The organism is Tenacibaculum profundi (assembly GCF_057162725.1).
Map to the genome: position 1 here is coordinate 350,925 of NZ_CM169894.1, position 24,088 is coordinate 375,012.

20 protein-coding genes and 2 tRNA genes are annotated in these 24,088 nt (G+C 28.4%); 10 read left to right on the top strand and 12 right to left on the bottom strand.

The window, feature by feature from the left end; all coding sequences use genetic code 11:
* Positions 1 to 5 precede the first annotated feature (5 nt).
* Positions 6 to 1,190 carry a hypothetical protein gene (locus tag AC2GW8_RS01265; protein WP_440880984.1) on the top strand — a complete coding sequence of 395 codons (1,185 nt, stop codon included), beginning with the start codon at positions 6 to 8 and terminating at the stop codon, positions 1,188 to 1,190.
* Positions 1,191 to 1,325: 135 nt separating this feature from the next.
* On the opposite strand, the gene purL is transcribed toward AC2GW8_RS01265, so the two are convergent.
* The 5 genes from purL to AC2GW8_RS01290 all read right to left on the bottom strand — a co-directional run bounded on the left by purL (position 1,326) and on the right by AC2GW8_RS01290 (position 6,962).
* On the bottom strand, positions 1,326 to 4,994 hold the full coding sequence (gene purL, locus AC2GW8_RS01270; RefSeq protein ID WP_440880985.1) for a phosphoribosylformylglycinamidine synthase: 3,669 nt from the start codon (positions 4,992 to 4,994) through the stop codon (positions 1,326 to 1,328).
* 143 nt (positions 4,995 to 5,137) lie between these two features.
* A complete protein-coding gene (locus AC2GW8_RS01275) occupies positions 5,138 to 5,905 on the bottom strand; it encodes a carboxypeptidase-like regulatory domain-containing protein (protein WP_440880986.1) in 768 nt (255 codons plus the stop codon).
* Between the two features lie 183 nt (positions 5,906 to 6,088).
* Positions 6,089 to 6,343 (bottom strand): hypothetical protein, encoded by a 255-nt coding sequence (locus AC2GW8_RS01280; RefSeq protein WP_440880987.1) that lies wholly within the window; start codon positions 6,341 to 6,343, stop codon positions 6,089 to 6,091.
* A 420-nt stretch (positions 6,344 to 6,763) separates the two neighbouring features.
* Positions 6,764 to 6,848: transfer RNA gene (locus AC2GW8_RS01285), tRNA-Leu, on the bottom strand.
* Between the two features lie 41 nt (positions 6,849 to 6,889).
* Positions 6,890 to 6,962 (bottom strand) — tRNA-Lys (locus tag AC2GW8_RS01290).
* 113 nt (positions 6,963 to 7,075) lie between these two features.
* Between AC2GW8_RS01290 and AC2GW8_RS01295 the strand changes: the two genes are divergently transcribed.
* Complete coding sequence (locus AC2GW8_RS01295) at positions 7,076 to 7,594, top strand: shikimate kinase (RefSeq protein WP_440880988.1); 519 nt, start codon at positions 7,076 to 7,078, stop codon at positions 7,592 to 7,594.
* On the opposite strand, the gene AC2GW8_RS01300 is transcribed toward AC2GW8_RS01295, so the two are convergent.
* Together AC2GW8_RS01300 and hslR are read right to left on the bottom strand one after the other, a co-directional pair.
* The gene (locus AC2GW8_RS01300; RefSeq protein ID WP_440880989.1) at positions 7,586 to 8,089 is read right to left on the bottom strand and encodes a phosphoribosyltransferase family protein; all 504 of its coding nucleotides are present in this window, start codon (positions 8,087 to 8,089) and stop codon (positions 7,586 to 7,588) included. The two genes, AC2GW8_RS01295 and AC2GW8_RS01300, sit on opposite strands and share 9 nt — an antisense overlap.
* A gap of 38 nt (positions 8,090 to 8,127) precedes the next feature.
* Positions 8,128 to 8,502, bottom strand: a complete 375-nt coding sequence (gene hslR / locus AC2GW8_RS01305; RefSeq protein WP_440880990.1) for an Hsp15 family ribosome-associated heat shock protein — start codon at positions 8,500 to 8,502, stop codon at positions 8,128 to 8,130.
* A gap of 70 nt (positions 8,503 to 8,572) precedes the next feature.
* Between hslR and AC2GW8_RS01310 the strand changes: the two genes are divergently transcribed.
* From AC2GW8_RS01310 to AC2GW8_RS01330, 5 genes are all read left to right on the top strand, one after another.
* Entirely contained in the window at positions 8,573 to 9,454 is an 882-nt protein-coding gene (locus AC2GW8_RS01310) for a peptidylprolyl isomerase (RefSeq protein WP_440880991.1), read from the top strand.
* A gap of 309 nt (positions 9,455 to 9,763) precedes the next feature.
* Positions 9,764 to 9,901 carry a hypothetical protein gene (locus tag AC2GW8_RS01315; protein ID WP_440880992.1) on the top strand — a complete coding sequence of 46 codons (138 nt, stop codon included), beginning with the start codon at positions 9,764 to 9,766 and terminating at the stop codon, positions 9,899 to 9,901.
* 497 nt (positions 9,902 to 10,398) lie between these two features.
* A complete protein-coding gene (locus AC2GW8_RS01320; protein WP_440880993.1) occupies positions 10,399 to 10,980 on the top strand; it encodes a hypothetical protein in 582 nt (193 codons plus the stop codon).
* Positions 10,981 to 11,107: 127 nt separating this feature from the next.
* Positions 11,108 to 11,443: an alpha/beta hydrolase family protein gene (locus tag AC2GW8_RS01325; protein WP_440880994.1), complete on the top strand. Its 336-nt coding sequence runs from the start codon at positions 11,108 to 11,110 to the stop codon at positions 11,441 to 11,443.
* Positions 11,444 to 11,604: 161 nt separating this feature from the next.
* Positions 11,605 to 11,919, top strand: coding sequence for a hypothetical protein (locus AC2GW8_RS01330; protein WP_440880995.1), 315 nt, complete (start codon positions 11,605 to 11,607; stop codon positions 11,917 to 11,919).
* A gap of 1,209 nt (positions 11,920 to 13,128) precedes the next feature.
* Here AC2GW8_RS01330 and AC2GW8_RS01335 read toward each other — a convergent pair.
* From AC2GW8_RS01335 to AC2GW8_RS01355, 5 genes are all read right to left on the bottom strand, one after another.
* A complete protein-coding gene (locus AC2GW8_RS01335) occupies positions 13,129 to 14,031 on the bottom strand; it encodes an EamA family transporter (RefSeq protein WP_440880996.1) in 903 nt (300 codons plus the stop codon).
* Positions 14,032 to 14,703: 672 nt separating this feature from the next.
* A complete protein-coding gene (locus AC2GW8_RS01340; protein ID WP_440880997.1) occupies positions 14,704 to 15,084 on the bottom strand; it encodes a putative quinol monooxygenase in 381 nt (126 codons plus the stop codon).
* Positions 15,085 to 16,067: 983 nt separating this feature from the next.
* Positions 16,068 to 16,262, bottom strand: a complete 195-nt coding sequence (locus AC2GW8_RS01345; protein ID WP_440882171.1) for a DUF3291 domain-containing protein — start codon at positions 16,260 to 16,262, stop codon at positions 16,068 to 16,070.
* Between the two features lie 441 nt (positions 16,263 to 16,703).
* Positions 16,704 to 18,068: an exonuclease domain-containing protein gene (locus AC2GW8_RS01350; protein ID WP_440880998.1), complete on the bottom strand. Its 1,365-nt coding sequence runs from the start codon at positions 18,066 to 18,068 to the stop codon at positions 16,704 to 16,706.
* 79 nt (positions 18,069 to 18,147) lie between these two features.
* Positions 18,148 to 18,924 (bottom strand): XRE family transcriptional regulator, encoded by a 777-nt coding sequence (locus AC2GW8_RS01355; protein ID WP_440880999.1) that lies wholly within the window; start codon positions 18,922 to 18,924, stop codon positions 18,148 to 18,150.
* 52 nt (positions 18,925 to 18,976) lie between these two features.
* Between AC2GW8_RS01355 and AC2GW8_RS01360 the strand changes: the two genes are divergently transcribed.
* From AC2GW8_RS01360 to AC2GW8_RS01370, 3 genes are all read left to right on the top strand, one after another.
* Positions 18,977 to 21,976: a DNA polymerase III subunit alpha gene (locus tag AC2GW8_RS01360; protein WP_440881000.1), complete on the top strand. Its 3,000-nt coding sequence runs from the start codon at positions 18,977 to 18,979 to the stop codon at positions 21,974 to 21,976.
* Positions 21,973 to 23,145: a DNA polymerase IV gene (gene dinB, locus AC2GW8_RS01365; RefSeq protein WP_440881001.1), complete on the top strand. Its 1,173-nt coding sequence runs from the start codon at positions 21,973 to 21,975 to the stop codon at positions 23,143 to 23,145. The genes AC2GW8_RS01360 and dinB overlap by 4 nt, the downstream gene beginning before the upstream one ends.
* 592 nt (positions 23,146 to 23,737) lie before the next feature.
* Positions 23,738 to 24,076 carry a DUF6660 family protein gene (locus tag AC2GW8_RS01370; protein WP_440881002.1) on the top strand — a complete coding sequence of 113 codons (339 nt, stop codon included), beginning with the start codon at positions 23,738 to 23,740 and terminating at the stop codon, positions 24,074 to 24,076.
* Positions 24,077 to 24,088: the final 12 nt, after the last annotated feature.

A 24,088-nucleotide genomic window follows, 5' to 3' on the forward strand; every position in this document is an offset into this window, starting at 1 on the left:
TATTTATGAAAAAAATTACGTTTTTAATAGTTTTTATCTCATTTATCTATGCTTGTAGTACAGCAAAATATGCACAAGAAGCGACCAATAGAGGAAACTATAAAGAGGCAATAGAATTGTCAATTAAGAAACTAGCAAGTAATAAAACTAAGAAAAGAAATCAACCTCATATAACAATTTTAAAGAATGCATTTGAAAAAGCAACTTCTAGAGATCTTTCAAGAATTAAATTTTTAAAAAAAGATCGTAATCCTGAAAATCTAGAAGAAATTTTTGGAATTTATAATGACTTGAAAATAAGACAGGAAAAAATTAAACCCTTATTACCTTTAAAGTACATAGATACAGGTAAAGAAGAAATATTCAATTTTACTAATTATGACAAAGACATTATAGTGGCAAAAAATAATTTGTCAGAGTACCTCTATATGAAAGCAAAATCTGTTTTTCAATCAAAAAATAAACTAGATTATAGATTTGCGCATAAAGAATTTGCTTATTTAGATGAAATTAATCCAAACTATAAAGATGTAAGGAGTTTAATGGATAAATGTCATCAAATTGGAACTGATTTTATTTTTGTTTCTCTCAAAAATAAATCAGATAAAGTTATTCCTAAAAGGTTAGAAGAAGATTTATTGAATTTTGAAGCGTATCATTTAAATGATTTTTGGACTGTATATCATAATAAAAAGCAAGCGAGTTTAAATTATGATTTTACATTAGAATTAATGTTTAGAGACATTATGATTTCCCCTGAGCATGTTTATGAAAAAGAATTTGTAAAAGAAAAGCAAATTAAGAGTGGATTTAAATATGTTAAGGATGATAAAGGAATTATAAAAAAAGATAGTTTAGGAAATAAAATTACAGTAGATAATTTTACAAAAGTACAATGTAATTTTTATCGATTTACACAAACAAAGTCAGTACAAGTAGTTGGACAAGTACGATATTTTGATAATGTTAATGAGCAATTATTAGAATCTTTTCCATTGCAAAGCGAATTTATTTTTGAACATAGTTACGCTACTTCTGATGGAGATAGGAGAGCTTTAGATGAAAGCTTTATAAGCATGCTAACCATGAGATCTGTGCCTTTTCCCAGTAATGAACAAATGATATACGATGTTGGTAAAGATATCAAGAAAAAATTGAAGGTTATTGTTAGGAATAATAAAATGAGATAATTAAAAATAAGTAGGGTATGAATATCATACCCTACTTCTAAAATATTATTAATCTAAAACCCTTCTAAAATAGACTAATATTATTATTTATACAAAATAAGAATTTTTATCAAAAAACGCCTAATTTTCTTAAAATTATTTTAAATTTTCAATCCATTTTCTAGCATTGACAAAAGCTTCTAACCATGGAGATACTTCATCTTTTCTTCCTTCTGGATAGTTAGCCCAATTCCATTGGAAAGTAGAGCGCTCAATATGTGGCATTGTAACAAGGTGACGACCTGTTTTATCGCACATCATTGCTGTGTTATAATCTGATCCATTAGGATTGTTAGGGTAGCCTTCGTAACCATATTTCGCTACAATATTGTATTGATCTTCTGATTCTGGTAAATTAAATTTACCTTCTCCATGAGAAATCCATACACCTAATTCTGTTCCAGCTAAACTTGATAACATTACAGAGTTATTCTCTTGAACTTTTACAGAAGTAAATGAACTTTCGTGTTTTTTAGAATCATTGTGAACCATTTTACCATGAACTTTATGTTCTGGGTTAATTAATTCTAACTCCATCCATAACTGACATCCATTACAAATACCTACAGATAAAGTATCTTCTCTTTCGAAGAACTTTTTAAGAGCAGCATTGGCTTTCTCATTGTATAAAAATGCACCAGCCCAACCTTTCGCTGAACCAAGAACATCTGAATTAGAGAAACCTCCTACAGCTCCAATAAATTGAATATCCTCTAGCGTTTCACGCCCCGAAATTAAATCTGTCATATGAACATCTTTAACATTAAAACCAGCTAAATACATGGCATTAGCCATTTCTCTTTCTGAGTTCGATCCTTTTTCACGGATAATGGCAGCCTTAGGTCTGTTAGAAACATTGCCTACAACATCTGCTAATTTTCCAGTGAAATTCGTAGGAAAGGTATATTTTAATGGTTGATTCTTATAATTGTCATAACGATCTTTCGCTAAATCGTTAGCCGTTTGTTTGCTATCTAATAAATACGAAGTCTTGTACCAAGTATCTCTTAATTCAGAAACGGATAACGCAAATACATCCGCATTGTTCTTAATATTTAAACGATCTGACTCAGTAACCGATCCTATTTTAAAGAATTCAATGTCATTTTCTGATAAAATAGCTTCTACAGAATTATCAGCAGCTTGAAAAACGATTCCTGAATTTTCAGCAAACAATACTTTTATACTGTCTGATTCACTTAAAGAAGTTAAATCTATATTAGCTCCAACATTTACATCAGCGAAACAAAGTTCTAATAAAGTAGTGATTAAACCTCCAGAAGCAACATCATGACCAGCAACTACTTTTTCATCTCTGATTAGCTGTTGTAAAACATTAAACGTTGTTTTGAACTTAGCAGCATCTTTAATGGTAGGTGCATGATTTCCTATTTTATTAACTACCTGAGCAAATGAACTTCCTCCTAATTTAAATTCGTCTTGAGAAAGGTTGATATAGTAAATATCTCCTTGATTAGTTTTTAATACAGGTTCAACTACTTTAGTAATATCATTACAATTTGCAGCTGCTGAAATTACTACAGTACCTGGAGAAATAACTTCTTCATTTGGATACTTTTGTTTCATTGATAAAGAATCTTTTCCTGTTGGAACGTTGATTCCTAAATCAATTGAAAACTCAGATACAGCTTTTACAGCTTTATATAAACGCGCATCTTCACCTTCATTTCTACATGGCCACATCCAGTTTGCAGAAAGAGAAACCGATTTTAAACCATCTTTTAAAGGGGCCCAAACAATGTTTGTTAATGCTTCAGCGATAGAGTTTTTACTTCCTGCTTCAGGATCAATTAATCCAGAAATAGGAGAGTGCCCAATAGTAGTTGCTATTCCTTCCTTTCCTTTATAATCTAAAGCCATAACACCAACGTTGTTCAAAGGAATTTGAAGACTTCCAACACATTGTTGTTTTGCTACTTTACCCCCAACACAACGGTCAACTTTGTTTGTTAACCAATCTTTACATGCTACAGCCTCTAAATGAAGAATTTGCGATAAATATTCTTTAAACTTTTCCGTTGTATAGTTTAATTCAGCATATTTTCTATCAACTGAATTATCAGTCATAACAGTTTTAGGAGAGCTTCCGAACATATCTTCCAGTGCTAAATCCATTGGTTTATTGCCATTGGATTTAGATTCGAAAGTGAATCTATGATCACCAGTTACATCTCCTACCGTATACATTGGAGAACGCTCACGCTCTGCAATTTTATTCAAAGTATCAATATGTTCATCGGCAATTACTAATCCCATTCTTTCTTGAGATTCATTACCAATGATTTCTTTATTAGATAGGGTAGGATCACCAACAGGAAGTTGATCTAAATCGATATTTCCACCCGTTTCTTCTACTAATTCTGATAAACAGTTTAAATGCCCTCCAGCACCGTGATCATGAATAGAAATGATAAAGTTTTCCTCGCTTTCTACCATTCCTCTTACCGCATTAGCAGCACGCTTTTGCATTTCAGGATTCGATCTTTGCACTGCATTTAATTCAATTCCTGTAGAAAACTCACCAGTATCCGCTGAAGAAACTGCAGCTCCTCCCATACCAATTCTATAGTTTTCACCACCAAGAATTACTATTTTATCACCTTCTTTAGGGGTATCTTTTATAGCTTGATCTTTCTTACCATATCCAATACCACCAGCTTGCATAATTACTTTATCGAATCCAAGCTTTCTAGCATCTTCTTCGTGTTCGAAAGTTAATACAGATCCACAAATTAAAGGTTGACCGAATTTATTTCCGAAATCAGAAGCACCATTTGACGCTTTGATTAAAATATCCATTGGTGTTTGATATAACCATTTACGCTCATCCATTGCTTGCTCCCAAGGACGATTTTCTTGCAAACGAGAATAAGAAGTCATATACACAGCTGTACCCGCTAAAGGAATAGATCCTTTACCGCCAGCCAATCGATCTCTAATTTCACCTCCTGATCCCGTCGCGGCACCATTAAAAGGTTCAACAGTGGTCGGGAAGTTATGTGTTTCAGCCTTTAATGAAATTACTGATTCAAAATCTTTTGTCTCGTAGTATTCAGGAATATCAGCACTTTTAGGAGCAAATTGTTCAACTTTTGGTCCTTCAATAAAAGCTACATTATCTTTATAAGCCGAAACAATATCGTTAGGATTTTGCTTTGAAGTTTCTTTAATTAATTTGAATAGGGAAGTAGGTTGCTCTTCTCCATCAATAACAAAAGTACCATTAAAAATCTTGTGGCGACAGTGCTCTGAATTTACTTGTGAGAATCCAAATACTTCAGAATCTGTTAGCTTTCTTCCAGTTTTTTGAGATACTGCCTCTAAATAAGAAATTTCTTCTTCATTTAATGCTAAACCTTCTTGCTCATTATAAGCAGCAATATCGTCAATCTCTAAAATTGCTTCTGGCTCAATATTAATAGTAAAAGTTTCCTGATTTAACCCGTTAAACTTCTGAAAAATCATAGGGTCAAAATCGGAATAATTTTCAGAAACTGCTTCAAATTCTTCAATTCTAACAATTCCAGAAATCCCCATGTTTTGAGTTATTTCCACAGCATTAGTACTCCAGGGAGTAATCATCGCTGCTCTTGGCCCAACAAAAAAGGCGTCAAGTGACGCCATGTTTATTTTAGATTGGTTTCCAAATAACCAAGTTAGTTTCGAATTGGTTTCAGTTGTTAATTCTTCTGTTGTTTGAACAGCAAAAATTTTACTGTTTACGTTTCCAAAGAAATGAATCATTATTAGTTGTGTTTGTGTGTATTTAAAACCGTAAATTTAGTTTTTTCCTTTAAATAAAAACATAAAAAATGCAGTAATTTTTGAAGTTTTATATAAAAATAAACACAGAAAAAGCGTAAAACAAAATAATTAAAATTAGGTGTTTATTTATCAATATTAATTCTGTCTCTGCCAATTTTACCCTTTTTGATAGCTTTATAATTTTCATAACAATTCAAAATAGCTTCAATAAGCTGAAGATCACTGGCTTTTTTAACAAAATATTCAGAATAATTACAATCAGATAAAAGGTTATGTAGCTCTGTTCGATCCATTTCTAGGTATTCCATCATAACTTCTCTGTCAAATTTACCTGCTAACATCTTTCGTAAATCATCTTCTTTTTTAAGTTTTTTAAGTTTTTTCAATTGTTTTGGTTTTTTTCCAAATAAATTATAAACTAAATCTACAGGGTTTAAAAGTTGATTAAGCGGAGAGCTTATTTTCTTTGGACGTCCGATCTCATAAGTCTGAGGTAAACCATTGATATGAATTCTTGTAAATTTATCTTTGGGAACCTGTTTTATATCAACCTCCAAAACACCAATCAATTTGGTCGATTTAATAACAATTTCCTTAATCTTTTCTGGTTTTTCTGATAAAGATATTTCAACTTCATTTCCACGCAAAAGATCATTTGTTATTTTTAGCTTTATAGAAGAATAGCCTAAAAAAGATACTAGAACAGTATCATTTGCTTTTGCCGTTAACTTAAATAAACCATTTTCATCAGTTATTGTTCCTTCAACTGTATTTAAGTTTAATATGTGTGCAGCACTTAGTGTTTTTTTGGTTTTAGCATCTTTTATTTGACCTTTCAAATTTTTTATTTCAATTTCTTGAGCTAACGTTATAAATGAAGTTACTAACATTAGTATAAGAATTATGTATTTGTTTTGCATATTGCTAAATTAGAGTATTAACTGTTTTTTTAATACTCGTAAATATGATAACAATTTTTAAATAAAAAAAGCCATCTATACAGAATATGATGGCTCTTGTTTAATTTAATTATTTAAGATTTTACTGTTTAAGTTTTCTAATAGAAGATTTCTTTACTTGAATTCACTGAATTCAGTTTGTATAAAGTCCTCTACAATTTCTTTTAAATCAGTACTACAATGTTCGTTAGGGTAAATCATTCTTACAATCTTTTGATCTTTAATCGTATGATTCCATTGAACAAGATTTCTAATTCCTTCAGAATTTAATTCATAATCAATATTATATAAATAATTTTTGATACTACTTTCCAGTAAATTGATTTTGCTATCAAACTCCTTCTTCTTTAAATAACTATTAAATGTCATATAGCTGGAAATTTTAAGATTAATAATATTAACATTTTTAAATGTTAGTTTTTCAAAACTAGGATTTTAATTTAAAAAATAAAATAGATATTTCTACTAAATATTACTTAGGGGTAACACTTTTTATGATCAGTAATTTCACTGTTTTTTACTTTTTAAAATACAAAAAGATTACAAAAAAAAACAGAATAATTTATGAATAAAACTAAATTAATTTAAAAGAATAAATAGAAAACATAAGTTCTGACTTATTTAATCTCTTTAATAAAGTAGAATTTTATTTTCTTATAATCAATTATAATTTTCTAATTTACAATAAAATATTAAAAAAAAAAATACCTAAAACCCCTAAACAATAAGCTTCCTTTTTTCCATAGAAAAATAAGAAAAAAATACCGAGAGTTCTTAACTCTCGGTTTGTGCGCATAAGAAGATTCGAACTTCCACATTCAAAAAGAATACTGCCCCCTCAAGGCAGCGCGTCTACCAATTCCGCCATATGCGCATAAAATAAAAAAAGTTAAGCATATGTGGCTTAACTTTTTGTGACCGGGCTGGGGCTCGAACCCAGGACCCTCTCCTTAAAAGGGAGATGCTCTACCAACTGAGCTACCCGGTCATTGTTTACACATCTACGTGTTTGCGGGTGCAAATATACAATTGTGTATTAATTAAAAAAACTTTTTTTTGTTTTTTTTTGTTGATATTTGCACCCAACAATTTTACGTTAAAATGAAAATAATAATTCTTGGATATATGGCTAGTGGTAAGTCTTTTGTAGGTAGGTGTTTATCTGAAAAAATGGCTTTACCTTTTATTGATTTAGATAATTTTATAGAAGAAAAAGAAGATATGTCTATTCAAGATATTTTTAAAGAACAAGGTGAAATTTATTTCCGAAAGATAGAAAATAAATACTTGAAAGAACTTTTAAGTGGTCAAGATGATTATGTGCTATCACTAGGAGGAGGAACACCTTGTTATGCCGGTAATATGGAACATATAAAAAATAGAAAAGACGCCATTTCTTTCTATTTAAAAGCATCTATAAATACAATAGTAGAAAGAATAAAAAAAGAGAAGGATCAAAGACCTCTCGTATCTGATTTAGAAGATAAAGATTTAAACGAATTTATAGCAAAGCACCTTTTCGAAAGAAACGGTTTTTATAATCAAGCTTCACAAACGATAAAAATCGATCAAAAAGATATTAAAACAATTATTGAAGAAATTGTACAAATATTAAATTAAATATGCGGTTGTATTTCCTTCTTTAAATTCTACATTGACGTGCTCTTTAATTGACGTTGAAAGCGATATACCTTTAAAATCGGCTTTAACTGGATATTTTTTATGATTTCGATCAACTAATACTGCTGTTTTAAAGTTTTTTAGAGGGACTTCTAAAAAATGATTTACTGCATAAATCAATGTTGTGCCAGAGTTAAGTACATCATCTACTAAAACCACTGATTTATTTTCATATTTTTCTTTTTTTAATGAAGTATTTACAGAATTGATAGGATGTTTTTTATTCATGAAAACTTCACAAAGAACTACCTTAATAGAAGATATTTCACCTATAATCTCCCTTAATTTTTTGGCTAAAATAAATCCGTTTTCAGAAATTCCTGCGATCACAATCTCATTCTCATCATTATTTGTTTCATAAATTTGATAAGCAATTCGTTTTAATTTTTGCTCAATCTGCTTACTATTAAGTATTACATTGTTTTTTGCAATCATAATTTTATAAATATTACGTTTTTTGGTTTAAAGGTTAGCTAATCGTCATTATCATTGTTATATTCATCAATATCTCTACGATCTTTTTTAGTAGGTCTACCTGTACCTTTTTTTCTATAGTAATCCTTTGAATATTTTAGTAATTCTGTACGTTCAAACTCTTCTTTTGGAGTCAGATCTTTTCTATATAAATCAACTAACTTAGCTCCAACTCTGTTTGGAGGTATGTCTAAAACTTTTATTTTATAATTAATTTGGTTTTTTCTAACCAAAAGCTCTTCATTACCAAATAATTCTCTTGAAGGTTTAACAGAAGTATTATTAACTTTAATATGCCCTTTTTTGCAAGCATCTGTAGCAATACTTCTTGTTTTAAACAATCTAATACACCACAAATATTTGTCTATTCTCATTTAAAATATATTAATAATTTTTCACAAAGGTATAAAAATGGTAAATTGCGTCTCAAAATTATAGTATTAAATGATAAAATTAAAACATTTCCTATATGCTTTCATCTTTGGTATCATTATGTATTCTTGTGGGGATAGTGATGAAAACCAAATAGTTGATAATTTTGATCATGTACAACAGGCAAAGATTGATAATGATTCTATTTTAAAGTTTTTAAAAAATAATTATTTCGATGATACACTTGATTCAATTGTGCCTTTAAAAAGTGGCAAAACTGCTTTGTCTGAAGATGATAGGCTATTAACAAAAAAAGTAAATGAGTTTGATATAGATTACACTTACTATGTATTTGTAAAGCACGAAGGAGCACCTGATGTAGATAAGGGATTTCCAACAGTAATAGACTCTATTTTGCCCGTCTATCGATTAAGAACGTTGACTAATGCTATGGAAGTTAAAAAGGAGCAAGATTTAATTTTCCCTAGTTGGTTTAATCAATTGAATGTTATTCCTGGATGGAGGTATCCATGGGTACATTTTAAGGGAGGTAATAATCTTTCTACAGTTGGTGAACCGCTTAAGTATGAAGATGGGGGCAAGGGCTTTTTTATTTTACCATCAGGCTTATCTTACAGAAATTCATCAAATGCATTAGCTAATAAAATATTATTATACTACATAGAACTGTATGATTTTGTTGATGGTACTGATCATGATGGAGACAATATACCGTCAATAAAAGAGGATATAGACGGCGATGGAAAACCTTGGAATGATGACACAGATAACGATACAAGGTTTAATTTTCTTGATGATGATGATGACGGTGATCGTATTTTAACAAAGGATGAGGATGCTAACGGAAACAATGATCCAACAGATGATAAGAGCGATCCGAATCAACCTGACCTCCCTGATTATTTAAATAGAATAATAAGAGTAAAATATTAAAAAACTATTAAGCCCATTCCTACAATAGTTATAAGAAATAATTTTCTATAAATATTTGATTTATTTGGGTTTTTAATTTTTGGGTATTAGTCTATATATTTTACTAATTCAGAGCTAGTATCACATGTTATAGACGTTAAAAACATACATATCATAAAACACCTTAGTTAAGGTGTTTTTTTATGTCTAATATTTAGTAAGTGAATTATAGAGAAGGAGTAGGAGATAATGAGTATTCAAAAAAGTGAAGAATATTGTGAGAGAATAATTTATAATTGAGATTTAAGTCATAAAAATAAATATATAATCATGTGTCCTCAAAAACGTGAAACAAAGTACGTGAAAATAATATGTATTGCTCAGATAAGACTCAAAACAGGTGATTTTGGTAGCGATAATATTTTATTTCGTTTTTGTAATGAAGGGGCAACAGAGCATACGAATTAGTATTTATGGTTAAAATTCGACAAATCTAAGTTTCTTATCCCGATTATTTTTTAAACTACTTATTTATATGATTTAAATGCTCACGATTATATTTTGAAGGAAAATTAATTTCCTTAGAAAAGTTTTATTATTCTATCAATAGTGAAGGACTATTAAAGAAAATCTATGAGGAAATTAGAGTAGCGTTATCATCTAATTTAAATGAAGCATTAAAACTGTAGTACCCCTGATACCGTGAGAATATAAGAAAAATTAACGTATTTATATTGTGTAAGTTAGTGGTTAATTTTTATAGTAAAGATAAAATATAAAATGTTAACTATCGTTTAAAGGTAAGGGAAGCAGTTGCTTTTGTTAGTTTTTATATTACATTAATTTAAACAAATACATACATCTTATTCGGAACCTTAATATACGTAATTCAGTATATATGCTAAACTAATTTTAGGCAATTGATCAAACCTAAAATCAAAAAATAATACATAAAACCCTAAAAAATGAAAGATCAAAACTTCAAACCAATTAATAATCTTACAGAATTAAATAAAGCGTTGTCTAAGTTAACTTCTAATGTAGGACCTATATCACTAGGTATGTTTAAAGTACCTGGAGCAAATGAAGCATTGTTAAATAATGTCATTGAGCAAAGTCATGAGTCTTTGTATGAAGGTATTTCATTGGAAGATATAATAGAAGCCCTTGAACCAGATCTTGCAAAACGAATAGATACTGCTACAACAAAATTTATTTATGATGAACATGGAGATAAACACTTTAAAACATCAGGACCAGGGACTAAATTTGTTCTTAATGGAAGTTCAAAAGATGCCATAAATAGAAAAATAGTTGAATTTATCCAGCCACATATTGGAAGAATTAGACGAGATGCAAATAGACAAAAGCAAAATTATTATTTAACACGTGAAGCAATTCCTGAGTGTGGAAATATTAAACATCTTGTAATACAGGTTGATTTTATTTTTCAACCAGAGAGTATAACTTATCACGCTTATCCTGATAAGGATGTCAAGAATTATAGCCTTTCAAGAACTAAAGGAGGTGCAGAAATTCCTATGTAAGCTAGTAAGACAAGGGTTTTACTAGTTTATCCACTGTAATTACTACCTATACATGTTTTAGATATGTATAGGTAATAATATATTTTAAAAAATTTAACTAAATTCAGTTAAATTTAATTAAATAAATATGAAAAATGTATTTTGGTTTGTCATTATATGCTCTATTATATCTTGTAATAAACAAGAAGTTTTTCAACCTATAAAAGATGTGATTTTAATTGAAAAACCAGATGAGCGAACAACATCTAATATTATAAAAAGAATTGAATTTAATGGATCTTGGTATTGGTTAGGAATTCCAGAAACTAAAACCAAGAAAAGATTTCCAATTATTATAGTGTTGCACGGAGATGAAGGACATCCAAACAATATGAAATTCTATTGGGAAGATCTATGGAAAACTAAACAGGATTTTATATTTATAGCACCAGAATGTCCTAGAGGTATAATAATTAAGGGGTAAATACTTGGTGTAAAGCAGGCTGTGAGGGTTCAGAGCCGCAGGGGTTATGGATTAAAGAAATACTTAATCAAGTAGTCTCAAAATATAATGTTGATAAAAAAAGAATTTATGCTGCTGGATATTCAGGAGGATCTATTTTTTTAGGTTATCAAGGATTTAAAATGTTTCAAGATGTTTTTGCTGGCATACAATGGTTTTGTGGTGGTATAAATGAAACTGAAGAACAAGTGTATCAAGCACCAGAGAATCCAGATTGTAAAGTACCTGGTAGACTGATTATTTCGAGAAGTGGAGATTTTACTTATTTAGTAACTGCGGCAGATAGAATAAGTGAAATTTTAAAAAATAATGGGCATCAAAATGACTATTTAGATACAGGCTGTCAAGGGCATTGTTGTGACGCATATAAATATTCCGAAAATGCATATGATTGGTTTATGTCACTTCCACCAAAATGTGAACCCCTGAAAAATTAAAATATAATAAGAACAGTTATAAATTTGATAGTCTTTATTTAATAGAAATTATAAAGATATAAAGAGGTAGTATTATTTCATTGTATGTAAGTCAAAAAAACTAACAGATAAATAGAAAAGGTTTTTCGAGGAGTATAATATTGTTATTAATTGAAAATAAAGTGATTATGTGTTTAAAATACTTAAGAAAATAGTTTTCGTTATAGCAAATTAAATACGAATAAAACCTGACAAAAAGGAATATATTTAACGTTTTAGAAAGATATTAAAGAGAAAAATAAAATAATCGTAGATGAAATTTATAAATATTTTTTAAAACAGCTAGATATGGCTAGCAGAGTTTTTTGAGTCAGATGGTAAAGCAAAATTAGTATATGATCAGAGGTATGAGAAGAATAATAGTTAAATGAAATTACTTATTAATTTTACCACGTTTTAAACTAGAAAAATTGATGCAGATATTAGACCCCCATAAATAAAGATTGATTAAATCTAATTAATTGATATTACAATTCAATTATTTAAAGATTAAATGTTTGATTTTATTATAGCTTTTAATGGTAAGAGATTCATAAAAAATAGAATAAGGTATTAATCAGTTTATATTTATAAAGAAATAGGGTAATTTAATTAAATAAACATTAAGTAAGTAAAACCCGTCTAAGGTCTAGATTCTCTTACTAAAAATAAATATTTAAAGATCTCTTGTTACCAAAAGAAATTATTTTTGCTCTAGGTAGTCATAAGTGTTTTTTATTTTTTACCACTTATCTTTAAAACACTACCAATTAACTGTATAAAACCCCCAATCACCTCTTTTTCAGTAAAATAACTTTAGCTAAATCGTATATTTAAAGTGTAGTAGTAAGTTAATTTTTTGATTAGCGATTTAAAGGTTTTTTTCATTCGAAAGAGTAGGAAAAAACCTTTTTTAATTAAAATAAGTGTATTTAAAAACTAAGTTTATTTTTTTAGTTATTAATTTTTGATAAAAGTTTTTAAAGAAATTAATATAACCCTTTAAGATGTATGGTAAAAACCATAAGCAATTTATAGGGTTTTTACTTATTGTGAAGTTACCTTGATAATCATATTATTGCAGTATGATTTATCAATAAAATCATATTGTTGGGAAGAGTTTCTAACGATAAAGAGAAAGAAGCATTTTTATGCAAAAAATCCTTGTTTTTGTTAAAAAACAGGATTTTTTTATTTATAATATAAAATTAAAAATACACCAAAAACAATACCTGTTAAAGGTACGAGCTTTTTTCTTTTATTTTTTTCTTTAAAAATGATCCCACCTATAACAACAGCAATTACAATTTGACTTCTTTTTATGGCTGATAACAACATTATCATAGCATGTGGATCCTCTAGTGCTTTAAAATAAAAATAATCAGCAGCTTGTAATAATATTCCTACAGCAGGAATTGACCATCTAAAAGTAAAAGATTGTCTTTTACTTGTTTTTGAAAGCTTTATGATTGTGACAATAATGAACAATATGACCATCGTGTACCAACAAAACCAAAACTGTAATGTTTGAGGAGAGAAATTAAGCTTTTGGATTAAAAATTTATCATATAATCCACTGGAGGCCCCAAAAAAGGTAGCTATAATTATAGCCAAAATCCATTTATTTGATTTAAAATCGACACCTTCTTTTTTTCCAATACGTGAATATAGTAGTACGGATAAAATAATTAAGAAAAAGCCAAACCATTGAAAAATATTAGGAGATTCTCTGTAAATCACAATAGCACCTATAAATGTAAAAAACGGACCTGCTGATCTTATTGGAGTCACTATAGTTATAGGAAGGTGTTTTAATGCTTGATATGCCAATACCCAAGAACAAGTCATTATTAAGGATTTAATAGAAATAAAACCATGGTTTTTCCATGAAATATCATCAATAAAAAGATTCATTGTTTTTAATATACTGGGGTAGTATTTTGATCCGATATATAAAGGAATTAACAACAAAAAACCAGTAGTTACAGTTCCCAATAAAACAAAAAAAACATCGTTTCCTCTTACAGCATGTTTTTTACACAAATTATGCAATCCTAAAAACAATGCAGCTAATAATCCTAAGTACATCCACATAGGATGCGAATATACTTTTTATTAAAATAAATTATAAATTTAATGATCTTATATTCTATATTTTTAGATATATTTTTTGAAAGATTTTTTATTTAGTTATTTATTTAAAAATAGTATTCTTTTTTTTGATTTAAAAGCTTTTAAATAAGCTTATCAAAAGTTATTCAAAAGATGTCTGTATGCTTTTATTAAAACTAAACATTTCTTAGATTTACAAAGAGCATATTATGTAAAGAATGTTTTTTATATAGATGAATTTAATACAAAAACGTAAAAAACAAAATATAACTTAAATAGGGAGAAATATTGGATGTTTTTTTATACCCAAAATGGTGAAAAGATCAAGTTGAAATACTATACTTTAAAAGATTGTTTCTGTGAGGTAAAATACCTTATCAATCACATCTTAACAAATAATATTAAAGGAAGCCTTATACCTGTTTTTTTTGATATACCATGACTTTTATATCAGAATTGTTTGATTAAATTAATAGAAATAAAATCAATATAATTCAACTCAATCACTATGATTAATTCAGTCATTTCTTATATCTCAGATATTAAAAGTTATCGGTAATATTGTAATTTTTTTTTATAGATCAATATGTAAAAACAGCTATGTAGCCAATTGACTACATAGCTGTTTTTTATACATATTATATATAATTAGTTTTACTTAATGTGGGTCATTTCATTCAGTGTAAACTGTTCTACAGCATCTTCTGTAGCTTTCATATACTCAGTTAAATGAGTGTTTTCCATATGCTTTTTCCATAACTCTTTACTTTCCCAATTTTCATAAAATAAAAACAGGTTTTCATCTTCATTATCTTGGTGTAAGTCATAATTGATACATCCTTTTTCAGCTCTTGTAATATCGATTAATTTTAGAAGTTCATTTTTTACTAATTCTCTCTTTTCTGGTTTTGCCAAAATTTTTGCTACAATTGTTAACTTTTGATTATTCATAATTTTTGTATTTATATTTTTTTCTTGATTGGTACACTTTATAAAAAATATACTTATTCCTAGTACAATTATTATTTTTTTCATATTGATTATATTACTTTTTAGATATATCTTTTTTATTTTGATCTCTTTTTTGGTTATTTAAAATATTCAATGTTATGATAAATGAGTAAATAAAGATATCTTACAAGCAAAATAAACTTATCGATAAAAAGAACTTGATTTATTAGTTTATTTTATGTTTTAAAATAGGTTTCTGTCTATCTTGGAACTTTATTTTAATCTACTTTTCAAATCAGTCTAATTGAAAAAACAACAGTATAATTACCGAGGTTAAAAAAATCAAGTTATTATTGTTGCTTTGCCTGAAAAAAATAAATTTTAGAGGCTGATTTTATTTTAAAAATCGCAATTTTTTAGTCGTTGATTTTTTTTACTAATTTGAAAAAGTTTATAATATCATACTTTACTATACAAATTATAGTTGCAAACTTAATTATAGTATTTTATTCTTACAATAACGGTCAAAAATGATAGTAGAGGTTTTATAAATTATAAGTAATAAAAGACGGTTATTTGATATTAGAATAAGTTTATTTTTTTAAAATATTTGTTTGTAGTTTTTTATTCTAGACTTTTTAACAACCATTTAAAGATAGTAAAAGAAGTTGAAATGTACTTTTTCAAACATTTTTGTTTCCTGGAAACTATCCAGATAACTTGTTTAACTTGTCTACTATTTCTGTAAATTCAAAAGTGTTTTCATCAGGAAAGTTAGTCAATGCTTGATTTTGAAAATTCTCATCGAAATATACAATCATTTGATCATTGGTTAAATCATATATGATTTTCGTCTTTTGGTCATTTTCTTTACACTTTCCATTTATGATTTCGAAATCAATATATTCATAATCGCAGGTTTAATGATTAAAGTTGCTTTTTTCGAACACTCTAAATCCGAATAATTTTCCGTTATCATAAAATCTTTCGAAGAGTTTTTCCATTAGCTATAAAGACTCTGTATGAAATGATTTATAAATATAGCTTTTTAGTGATTCAATATCTTTCTAAACAGAAACATTTATTATTACCTGCTCATCACTAAAAGGATCAAAGTTTGAGACATTATTTGATATATCTTTCAATCTCCATATAAAGCTATTACTATTTTCTGCCAATTCATTTACTCTGTGTAAATTATTAACGAACTCTTTTATAATTGTGACATCAATATTGACTCCAATAATTCGGGCTATATTTATTTCTACTAGTTAATATTTCATCTTGTTAATCTAAATACTACTTCTTATTTTATCCTATGAAAGGCACGGTCGTTCAAATTTTAAACAGACCTAAACAAGTACTTGTTTGTGTGGAATTTTAGAACTATAACTGAACAACTTATTGATTGGCTAATGGTTTTTCTATTTTAGATAATTATCGTTATACGCGTAGTGTGCAAGCTATAAAAACTATCTCCTCTTTTATGGTATTTAAAAAGGCGTACCGTTTAGTGACGTATTTTATGGCTTGTATTGGTGAAATTAAAGAATTAGTTATTAAAACTAAAAAACAGTAAAATGGATTCAATACTGATTAATATATTTTTGAAATATCAATAGTTTTTATTTTTTAACTTTATTTTCATCAAGCATTTATATTGAAGTTAAATGAACGCAAAGCTATGTAAAAGTCATAATGTATTAAGCAGTTTTTTCAAGGTGTATTAGGGTTTCTGGATATTTCTTTAAATACGAGTTTAATATACGTTGTACATCTCTAGTGTCTTTTTGTTGCGTAATATTATTCAAATAAACATCTAAAGAAGCTTCTTCTTCGTTATGAAGATAACCAAACCCCATATAAAAACCGTTCAGTACGAGTACGTAACCGTATTGATTTTCTTTTAATCCTGATTGTTTAATTATAAAACTACTTTCTTTAAATTTAATTGATTCAAGACATTTTGTAACTCTTAAATTATAGTTTTTTACGGTTTCTTTATCTCTACAAACACCTTTACATTTTTTTAGTTGGTAATGAAAACAACTACTCACATTGGTTTGTAGATTGCAGAATTTAGGACATAGCTCAAATTTTTCACATAGCTTTTCTACAAAATAGCGAGCTTCATTGGCTGTGTAAAATTTAACAATAGGATTTGGAACTAATTTGAGTCTATTCCACGCAAGGTGTATTATTCCCGATCGATCTTCGTAGTAAAATAATCCAATACTCTCAATACTTCTTCTTTGGGCTCTATTATATTTAGGGTGATATTTTTTGATTTCAGAAGACTCTAATAATAAAGCTAGTAATTCGCTACCTGTTTCAGTATAAGAAATATTAGCTGTAACCATACACATAGATACTTCCTTTTTCTTTTTGTCATAGAAATGACTCAGTACTCTTTGCTTTATGTTATTAGCTTTACCAATATATATAATTTCATTAACATCATTTTTAAAATAATAGACCCCTGTTTTCTCTGATAGATTATCGAATACTGTTTTGGAAAGCATTGGAGGAAGGGTGGCTTCTTTAGACCGAGGGTTTAAAAAAGAAGAAATAACATCTTTTTCTTTATCTAATATTAATAATTTTTTTAATAAAATGACGGTAGCATCAGCATCACCTTTAGCTCTATGCCTATTATTAACTCTAATTCCCTCTGAAGCGCATAAATTCCCTAAGCTATATGATTTTTTATTAGGCAATAACGTTCTTGAAAGTCTTACGGTACACAATTTTTTACGAATAAAACGAAACCCTAGTCTACGAAATTCTTTTCCTATAATTCTATAATCAAAATTAACATTATGAGCCACAAAAATAGTGTTTTGTGTAATCTCATGTATTTTTTTAGCTATTTCATAAAACTTAGGAGCATTTGATACCATAGATTGGGTTATTCCTGTTAGATTAGTAATGAATGTAGGAATATTACATTCAGGATTTACTAATGATGTAAATTCATCAATAATATTTTCTCCATCAAAAACAAGAATACTAATTTCTGTTATTTTATCCCCTCCATTTGTTTCTATATCAACAACAGAATATTTCATAATTTTCTTTTTGTTACTCATTATAAACCTAGTATTATATAAAATAATCATTCATTGTTTAGGGGAAAGGTCATTTATTCTAGTTTATTATTATTTTTTCTAAAGCTTTTAATTCAATACCCAATTGATTTAACATAGAAGCAATACTACTAATCTTTAAATCTTTTTCATCATATTCTTGTGTGTTAATACTGCAAGTAAACTCCCATAATTCTAATATTTCGGTAATAGGTACATGATATGATTGATAATTTTTATTATCTGGAACTAGTAATAAAGCATCTCTTTCTTCTATTTTATTATAGACTCTTTTATAAGTCATTCCATCATTAGCAGTAACAATAATATAAGAAGTTCCATCTTTTACATCACGCATATCGTCTAAGTATTTAGCAATTACATAAGAACCGTCTTTCATGGGAAGCATAGAGTCTCCTTTAATAGGGAAAGCCCTATGTTTTCCTGTCGGTAAAAAAGGGAGCTTTATTTTTTCGAGTTGTTCTATGTATTCTGGATCATCATAACCTAATAAATATCCAGCCGATGATTTTATAGGGACCACTTCTATTAAATCTTCGTTATTCAAGTCTACTGAAATTGGAAATAAAACACGTTGATTTCCTATTTCGATAAACGAAGTATCTGTGGCATAGGATAAATCATTTTTTACTAGTACATCAATGGGAAGGGAAAAGTATTCAGAAAATCGAATAAGCATTTCTATAGGAGGGTCGGACCTTCCTTCTTCGTAAGAACCTATTTTAGATCGAGTCATTTGAACCTCATCAGCTAACTGTTCTTGAGTGTAATTTTTTAATTTCCTTAAATGACGAATGTTTTTTGCAATATGATTCATAATACTACAAATATAAGCAAGAAAAACTATTTTTTGTAGTTAAATTTGAAATATGTTTTTAAATAACCACACATATTATAGTTTAAGATATGGAACTATTTCTCCAAAACGGCTATTAGAATTGGCCAAAAAATATGATTTAGAACAGCTTGTTATTACGGATATTAACAATACTTCTACCTGTTTAGATATTGTCAGATTATCTACTAGTTATAAAATAAAGCCCATACTTGGAGTGGATTTTAGAAACGGTGCACAACAACAGTTTATAATGTTAGCTAAAAACAATAATGGCTTTGAAAAAATAAATAGTTATTTGTCTGATTTTCTAAAAAACAAGAAACTTAAAATACCTCAAAAAGCAAAAAAAATACCCCACACTATTGTAATTTATCCGTTTAAAAACGAGTTTAGTTTTCCTTTAAATACTAATGAATATATAGGAATACGAAAAGAAGAGCTGAGTCAATTTAAATTTTCAAAATGGAGTAACAAACTAAATAAAGTGGTTGTCTTACAGACGGTTACTTTCGAAGATAAAAAAGGGTTTAATACACACCGATTACTGCGTGCTATAGATAATAATACTTTATTAAGTAAATTGTCTTTATTAGAACAAGCTTCAGAGGAAGATAAAATACTTAGCCCAGATAATCTTAAAAATGCTTTTATAAAATATCCTCAGATAATTGAAAATACTAAAAATATATTGGATCAATGCAGTATTAAGTTTGATTTTTCTGGAAAAACATCTAAAAATCAAAAAATATTCGGAAAAAGTAAAGAACATGATTACGAGTTGCTAAAAAAAATGAGTTATGCTGGGATTTCTTATCGTTATCAAGAACCTTCTGAAGAAATATATAATCGTATAGAAAAAGAGTTAAATATTATTAAAGAAAAAGGGTTTATTTCGTACTTTTTAATTAATTGGAAAATTTTAGAATATGCACGAGCGAAAGGCTATTTTTATGTTGGTAGGGGCAGTGGTGCTAATAGTATTATAGCTTACCTTTTGCGTATTACTGATGTAGATCCTTTAGAGTTGGATTTGTATTTTGAACGTTTTATTAACTTATATAGAAAAACGCCTCCAGATTTTGATATTGATTTTTCATGGAAAGATAGAGATGATATCATTCAATTTATTTTCAGTAACTTTAAAAATACAGCTTTATTAGCCATTTATAACACTTTCAAATATAAGGCCGCTGTTAGAGAATTAGGAAAGGTATTTGGGCTCCCTAAATCAGAAATAGACCGTTTATCATCAAGTAATTACAATTATGATGAACTGGATAAACTTTCAAAGTTGGTAATTATCTACGCTTCTTATATAGAAGGATTTCCTAATTACTTAGGTATTCATGCAGGAGGTATTTTAATTTCAGATAAACCTATCCATTATTATACCGCTACTTTTATCCCTCCTAAAGGTTATAGTACAACTCAATTTGACATGGTAATTTCAGAAGATGTAGGATTGCATAAGTTTGATATTTTAAGTCAGCGAGGTCTGAGTAAGATTAAAGAATCAATTGAGATAGTATCTCGTAATAATGTTGATTTAAAGTCTTTTAAGATAAATAACATTAACTATTTAAAAAAAGACCTAAAGATTAAACTTTTACTTAAAGAAGCTAAAGTTATTGGTTGCTTTTATGTTGAATCTCCGGCGATGAGAATGCTATTAAAAAAGTTACAAGTAACCGATTATTTGGGACTGGTTGCGGCTAGTTCTATTATTAGACCAGGAGTTGCTAAATCGGGTATGATGCGAGAATATATTTTACGGTTTCGTTATCCAGAGAGAAGAAAAGAAGTACACCCTACATTACTAAGTATAATGCCGGAAACTTATGGTATTATGGTATATCAAGAGGATGTTATTAAGGTAGCGCATCATTTTGGAGGTTTATCTTTAGGAGAGGCTGATATGTTACGTAGAGGAATGTCTGGAAAATTTAGGTCTCGAAAAGAGTTTTTAAAAGTTAAGGATCGCTTCTTTTTAAACTGTAAAAATAAGGGGATAAGTTTACAGTTAACTAAAGAAATATGGGAACAAATTGAAAGCTTCGCAGGATATGCTTTTGCAAAAGGGCACTCAGCATCTTATGCTATAGAAAGCTATCAAAGTTTGTTTTTAAAAGCTTATTACCCTTTAGAATATATGGTGGCTACTATCAATAATTCAGGTGGGTTTTATAATACAGAGTTGTATATTCATGAAGCAAGAATGCATGGAGGAATTATCAAACCTCCCTGCATAAATAAAAGCTATAGCCAAACAGTTATCTATGGTAAAGAAATTTACATAGGCTTTATGTTTTTACATTCGTTAGAAAGTAATGCAATCCAAAAAATTATAGAGGAACGATCAGAAAATGGCTTATTCAAAAGTTTAAAAGATTTTATGATACGAGTTTCCATCTCAATGGAACAAATAATAATTCTCATAAAAATAAACGCTTTTAATTTTACAAAAAAAAGTAAGCAAGCCCTTTTATGGGAAGCGCATATAAGTAGTAATCATAAACCTTTAAAAAAAGAGAGTTTTTGTTTATTTAATATTCAAGAAACCCCTTATAAAATACCTGAACTTCCTAATTCTTATTTAGAAGATGCTTTCGATCAAATAGAATTACTAGGTTTTCCACTTTGTAGTCCTTTCAAATTATTAGCGACAAAGAGTTATTTTCTTTTAAAAGCAACTAATTTACATAAGTATAAAAATAAATTTGTTACCATTGAAGGTTATCTAATAACAACTAAAAGAACAAGAACATCTAATGATAAGTATATGTTTTTTGGAACTTTTTTGGATAGGGAAGGTTGCTTTATTGATTCTGTTCATTTTCCTCAGGTAATACGGCAATACCCTTTTAGAGGAAAGGGAATATATCGGTTATATGGAAAAGTTTTAGAAGAGTTTGATTGCATTACAATTGAAGTGAAAAGTATGCTTTATCTTCCTATCATTAAAGATCCTAGGTACATCGATCATAATAAAAAAGGAACTTCATTTAATAAGAATACGTTTAAAAAATTATGATGAGCGAACGTTCAATAGTACATATGGATTTAGATACGTTTTTTGTGTCTTGCGAAAGATTAATAGATAGTAGGTTAGTAGGGAAGCCTATACTTGTAGGAGGGACTTCAGATAGAGGGGTGGTAGCCTCTTGTAGCTATGAAGCCCGTTTATTTGGCATCCATTCAGCAATGCCGATACGTATGGCGAAGCAATTATGTCCAGAAGCTATTGTTTTAAGAGGAAATACAGCCGTTTATACACAGTACTCAGAATCTATTACTCAAGTGATCAAAGAAATGGTTCCAGTGTATGAAAAAACCTCTATTGATGAGTTTTATATTGATTTAACAGGTATGGATCGTTTTTTTAAATGTCATCAATTTACTTTAGAATTAAAAAAACGTATTCTTAAAGAAACAGGGCTACCAATTTCTTTTGGTTTATCTATCAATAAGACAGTGTCTAAAATTGCTACAGGAGAAGCAAAACCAAACAATCAATTAAAAATAGATAAAGGAACTGAAAAAATATTTCTAGCTCCTTTATCTGTTAGAAAAATTCCTATGGTAGGAGATGTTACATATAAATCATTATGTGATTTAGGAATGAAAAAGATAAAAATGGTGCAGGAAATTCCCATCAATATGATGGCTAGCGTATTGGGTAAAAAAGGAATATCGATTTGGAAAAAGGCCAACGGAATTGACCATAGTCCAGTTATACAATACCAAGAAAGAAAATCTATTTCTACAGAACGTACTTTTGATAAAGACACAACAGATCTTCGTAAATTAGAAAGTATTATTTCAGTAATGACTGAAAACTTAATTTACAAGTTACGTACACAAAATAAGTTAACAGCTTGTATAACTCTCAAAATCCGTTATTCTGACTTTCAAACGTATACTTTACAACGTCGAATACCTTACAGTGCAGCAGACCATAAAATTATTCCATTAGTAAAAGAACTATATAAAAAACTGTATAAAAGACGATTATTAGTACGTTTAATAGGGGTGAAATTTAGTCATTTATTAGAAGGAGGTCATCAAATAGAATTATTTGATCATAACGATAAAATAATTAACCTTTACCAAGCTATGGATAAGATACGGAAGCGTTATGGCGATCGTGCAATTATGAGGGCAATAGGAATTGAGAATAAAAAAACGTCTAGAAAACACTAAATTTAGGTAATGAATCGCTTCAACAAACAAAAAAATACTCTTGTTATGATTAACAAACTAAACATTTGACATAAAAATTTAGTTTTGGTCATTAATATAGTCTTATTTTAAGTTTACAAAATATAACTTACAGATATAAACAATTGCTTTTATTCTTTACTACAATTAGAACCTTATTTAAAAAGCAAATGACAACAAAAGCTAATAATTTCGGTATAATAAGTTTATGAAAACATTTCTTTCAAAGTTTTTTATAGTTCTAGAAAATACCCTTTTATTGAAAGAACGTTTTTAGTTTTTACAAACAACTAAAACACCTATTTCACAAATTATAATTCTATTAAATAATAGAACATACTGATTTTTAGTTTAGCATAACAAAGTTTTTTTAACCCTTTTTTAATTTCCTTTATCCGTATATTTAATTCTAAGGGTAAATAAAAAATCCTTTTATAATTGTTTGTGATTGATTTAGGTATGTTTATCTAACCTTTTACAAATGCATACTTGGCATCACTTACTACTAAATTAAATATAATAATTAGAGTTTTTTGCACAAGCTGTGCATGAATTAATTGGTATATTTGTTTTAATGAAAATTTTAAGTATCATATTATCCTTGTACATTCTTATTTTATCTGCAAAAGAATGCTCTGATATATCATTACTATCCGATTTTCAAGTAATTATAGAGCAAGGTACAGACAATACTCAAAAGAAGGAAAATCATGATAGCTGCGCTTTTACTTGCGTATGTAATTGTTGTGGAATGGCAATTACTTTTCAAGAGCTAAGCACTTTTTTAAACACCTCTCCAATTAATGTAAAAATCACTTCATTAATTATCTTTTATCAAACAATTTATAGGTTTGATAATCTTTTTAATATTTGGCAGCCTCCAAAGAAAGCTTCCTACATGAAAACTTATTAAATAGATTACTGT

Excerpts from the sequence above, each read along its gene's own strand:
- AC2GW8_RS01280 (WP_440880987.1), bottom strand. The coding sequence starts at position 6,343 with ATGACATTTAATAGTTATTTAAAGAAGAAGGAGTTTGATAGCAAAATC.
- AC2GW8_RS01300 (WP_440880989.1), bottom strand. The coding sequence starts at position 8,089 with ATGATTGCAAAAAACAATGTAATACTTAATAGTAAGCAGATTGAGCAA.
- AC2GW8_RS01315 (WP_440880992.1), top strand. The coding sequence starts at position 9,764 with ATGTGTCCTCAAAAACGTGAAACAAAGTACGTGAAAATAATATGTATT.
- AC2GW8_RS01330 (WP_440880995.1), top strand. The coding sequence starts at position 11,605 with ATGTTTCAAGATGTTTTTGCTGGCATACAATGGTTTTGTGGTGGTATA.
- AC2GW8_RS01350 (WP_440880998.1), bottom strand. The coding sequence starts at position 18,068 with ATGAAATATTCTGTTGTTGATATAGAAACAAATGGAGGGGATAAAATA.
- hslR (WP_440880990.1), bottom strand. The coding sequence starts at position 8,502 with ATGAGAATAGACAAATATTTGTGGTGTATTAGATTGTTTAAAACAAGA.
- AC2GW8_RS01335 (WP_440880996.1), bottom strand. The coding sequence starts at position 14,031 with ATGTGGATGTACTTAGGATTATTAGCTGCATTGTTTTTAGGATTGCAT.
- AC2GW8_RS01360 (WP_440881000.1), top strand. The coding sequence starts at position 18,977 with ATGTTTTTAAATAACCACACATATTATAGTTTAAGATATGGAACTATT.
- dinB (WP_440881001.1), top strand. The coding sequence starts at position 21,973 with ATGATGAGCGAACGTTCAATAGTACATATGGATTTAGATACGTTTTTT.
- AC2GW8_RS01320 (WP_440880993.1), top strand. The coding sequence starts at position 10,399 with ATGAAAGATCAAAACTTCAAACCAATTAATAATCTTACAGAATTAAAT.
- AC2GW8_RS01355 (WP_440880999.1), bottom strand. The coding sequence starts at position 18,924 with ATGAATCATATTGCAAAAAACATTCGTCATTTAAGGAAATTAAAAAAT.
- AC2GW8_RS01340 (WP_440880997.1), bottom strand. The coding sequence starts at position 15,084 with ATGAAAAAAATAATAATTGTACTAGGAATAAGTATATTTTTTATAAAG.
- purL (WP_440880985.1), bottom strand. The coding sequence starts at position 4,994 with ATGATTCATTTCTTTGGAAACGTAAACAGTAAAATTTTTGCTGTTCAA.
- AC2GW8_RS01265 (WP_440880984.1), top strand. The coding sequence starts at position 6 with ATGAAAAAAATTACGTTTTTAATAGTTTTTATCTCATTTATCTATGCT.
- AC2GW8_RS01295 (WP_440880988.1), top strand. The coding sequence starts at position 7,076 with ATGAAAATAATAATTCTTGGATATATGGCTAGTGGTAAGTCTTTTGTA.
- AC2GW8_RS01325 (WP_440880994.1), top strand. The coding sequence starts at position 11,108 with ATGAAAAATGTATTTTGGTTTGTCATTATATGCTCTATTATATCTTGT.
- AC2GW8_RS01310 (WP_440880991.1), top strand. The coding sequence starts at position 8,573 with ATGATAAAATTAAAACATTTCCTATATGCTTTCATCTTTGGTATCATT.
- AC2GW8_RS01370 (WP_440881002.1), top strand. The coding sequence starts at position 23,738 with ATGAAAATTTTAAGTATCATATTATCCTTGTACATTCTTATTTTATCT.
- AC2GW8_RS01275 (WP_440880986.1), bottom strand. The coding sequence starts at position 5,905 with ATGTTAGTAACTTCATTTATAACGTTAGCTCAAGAAATTGAAATAAAA.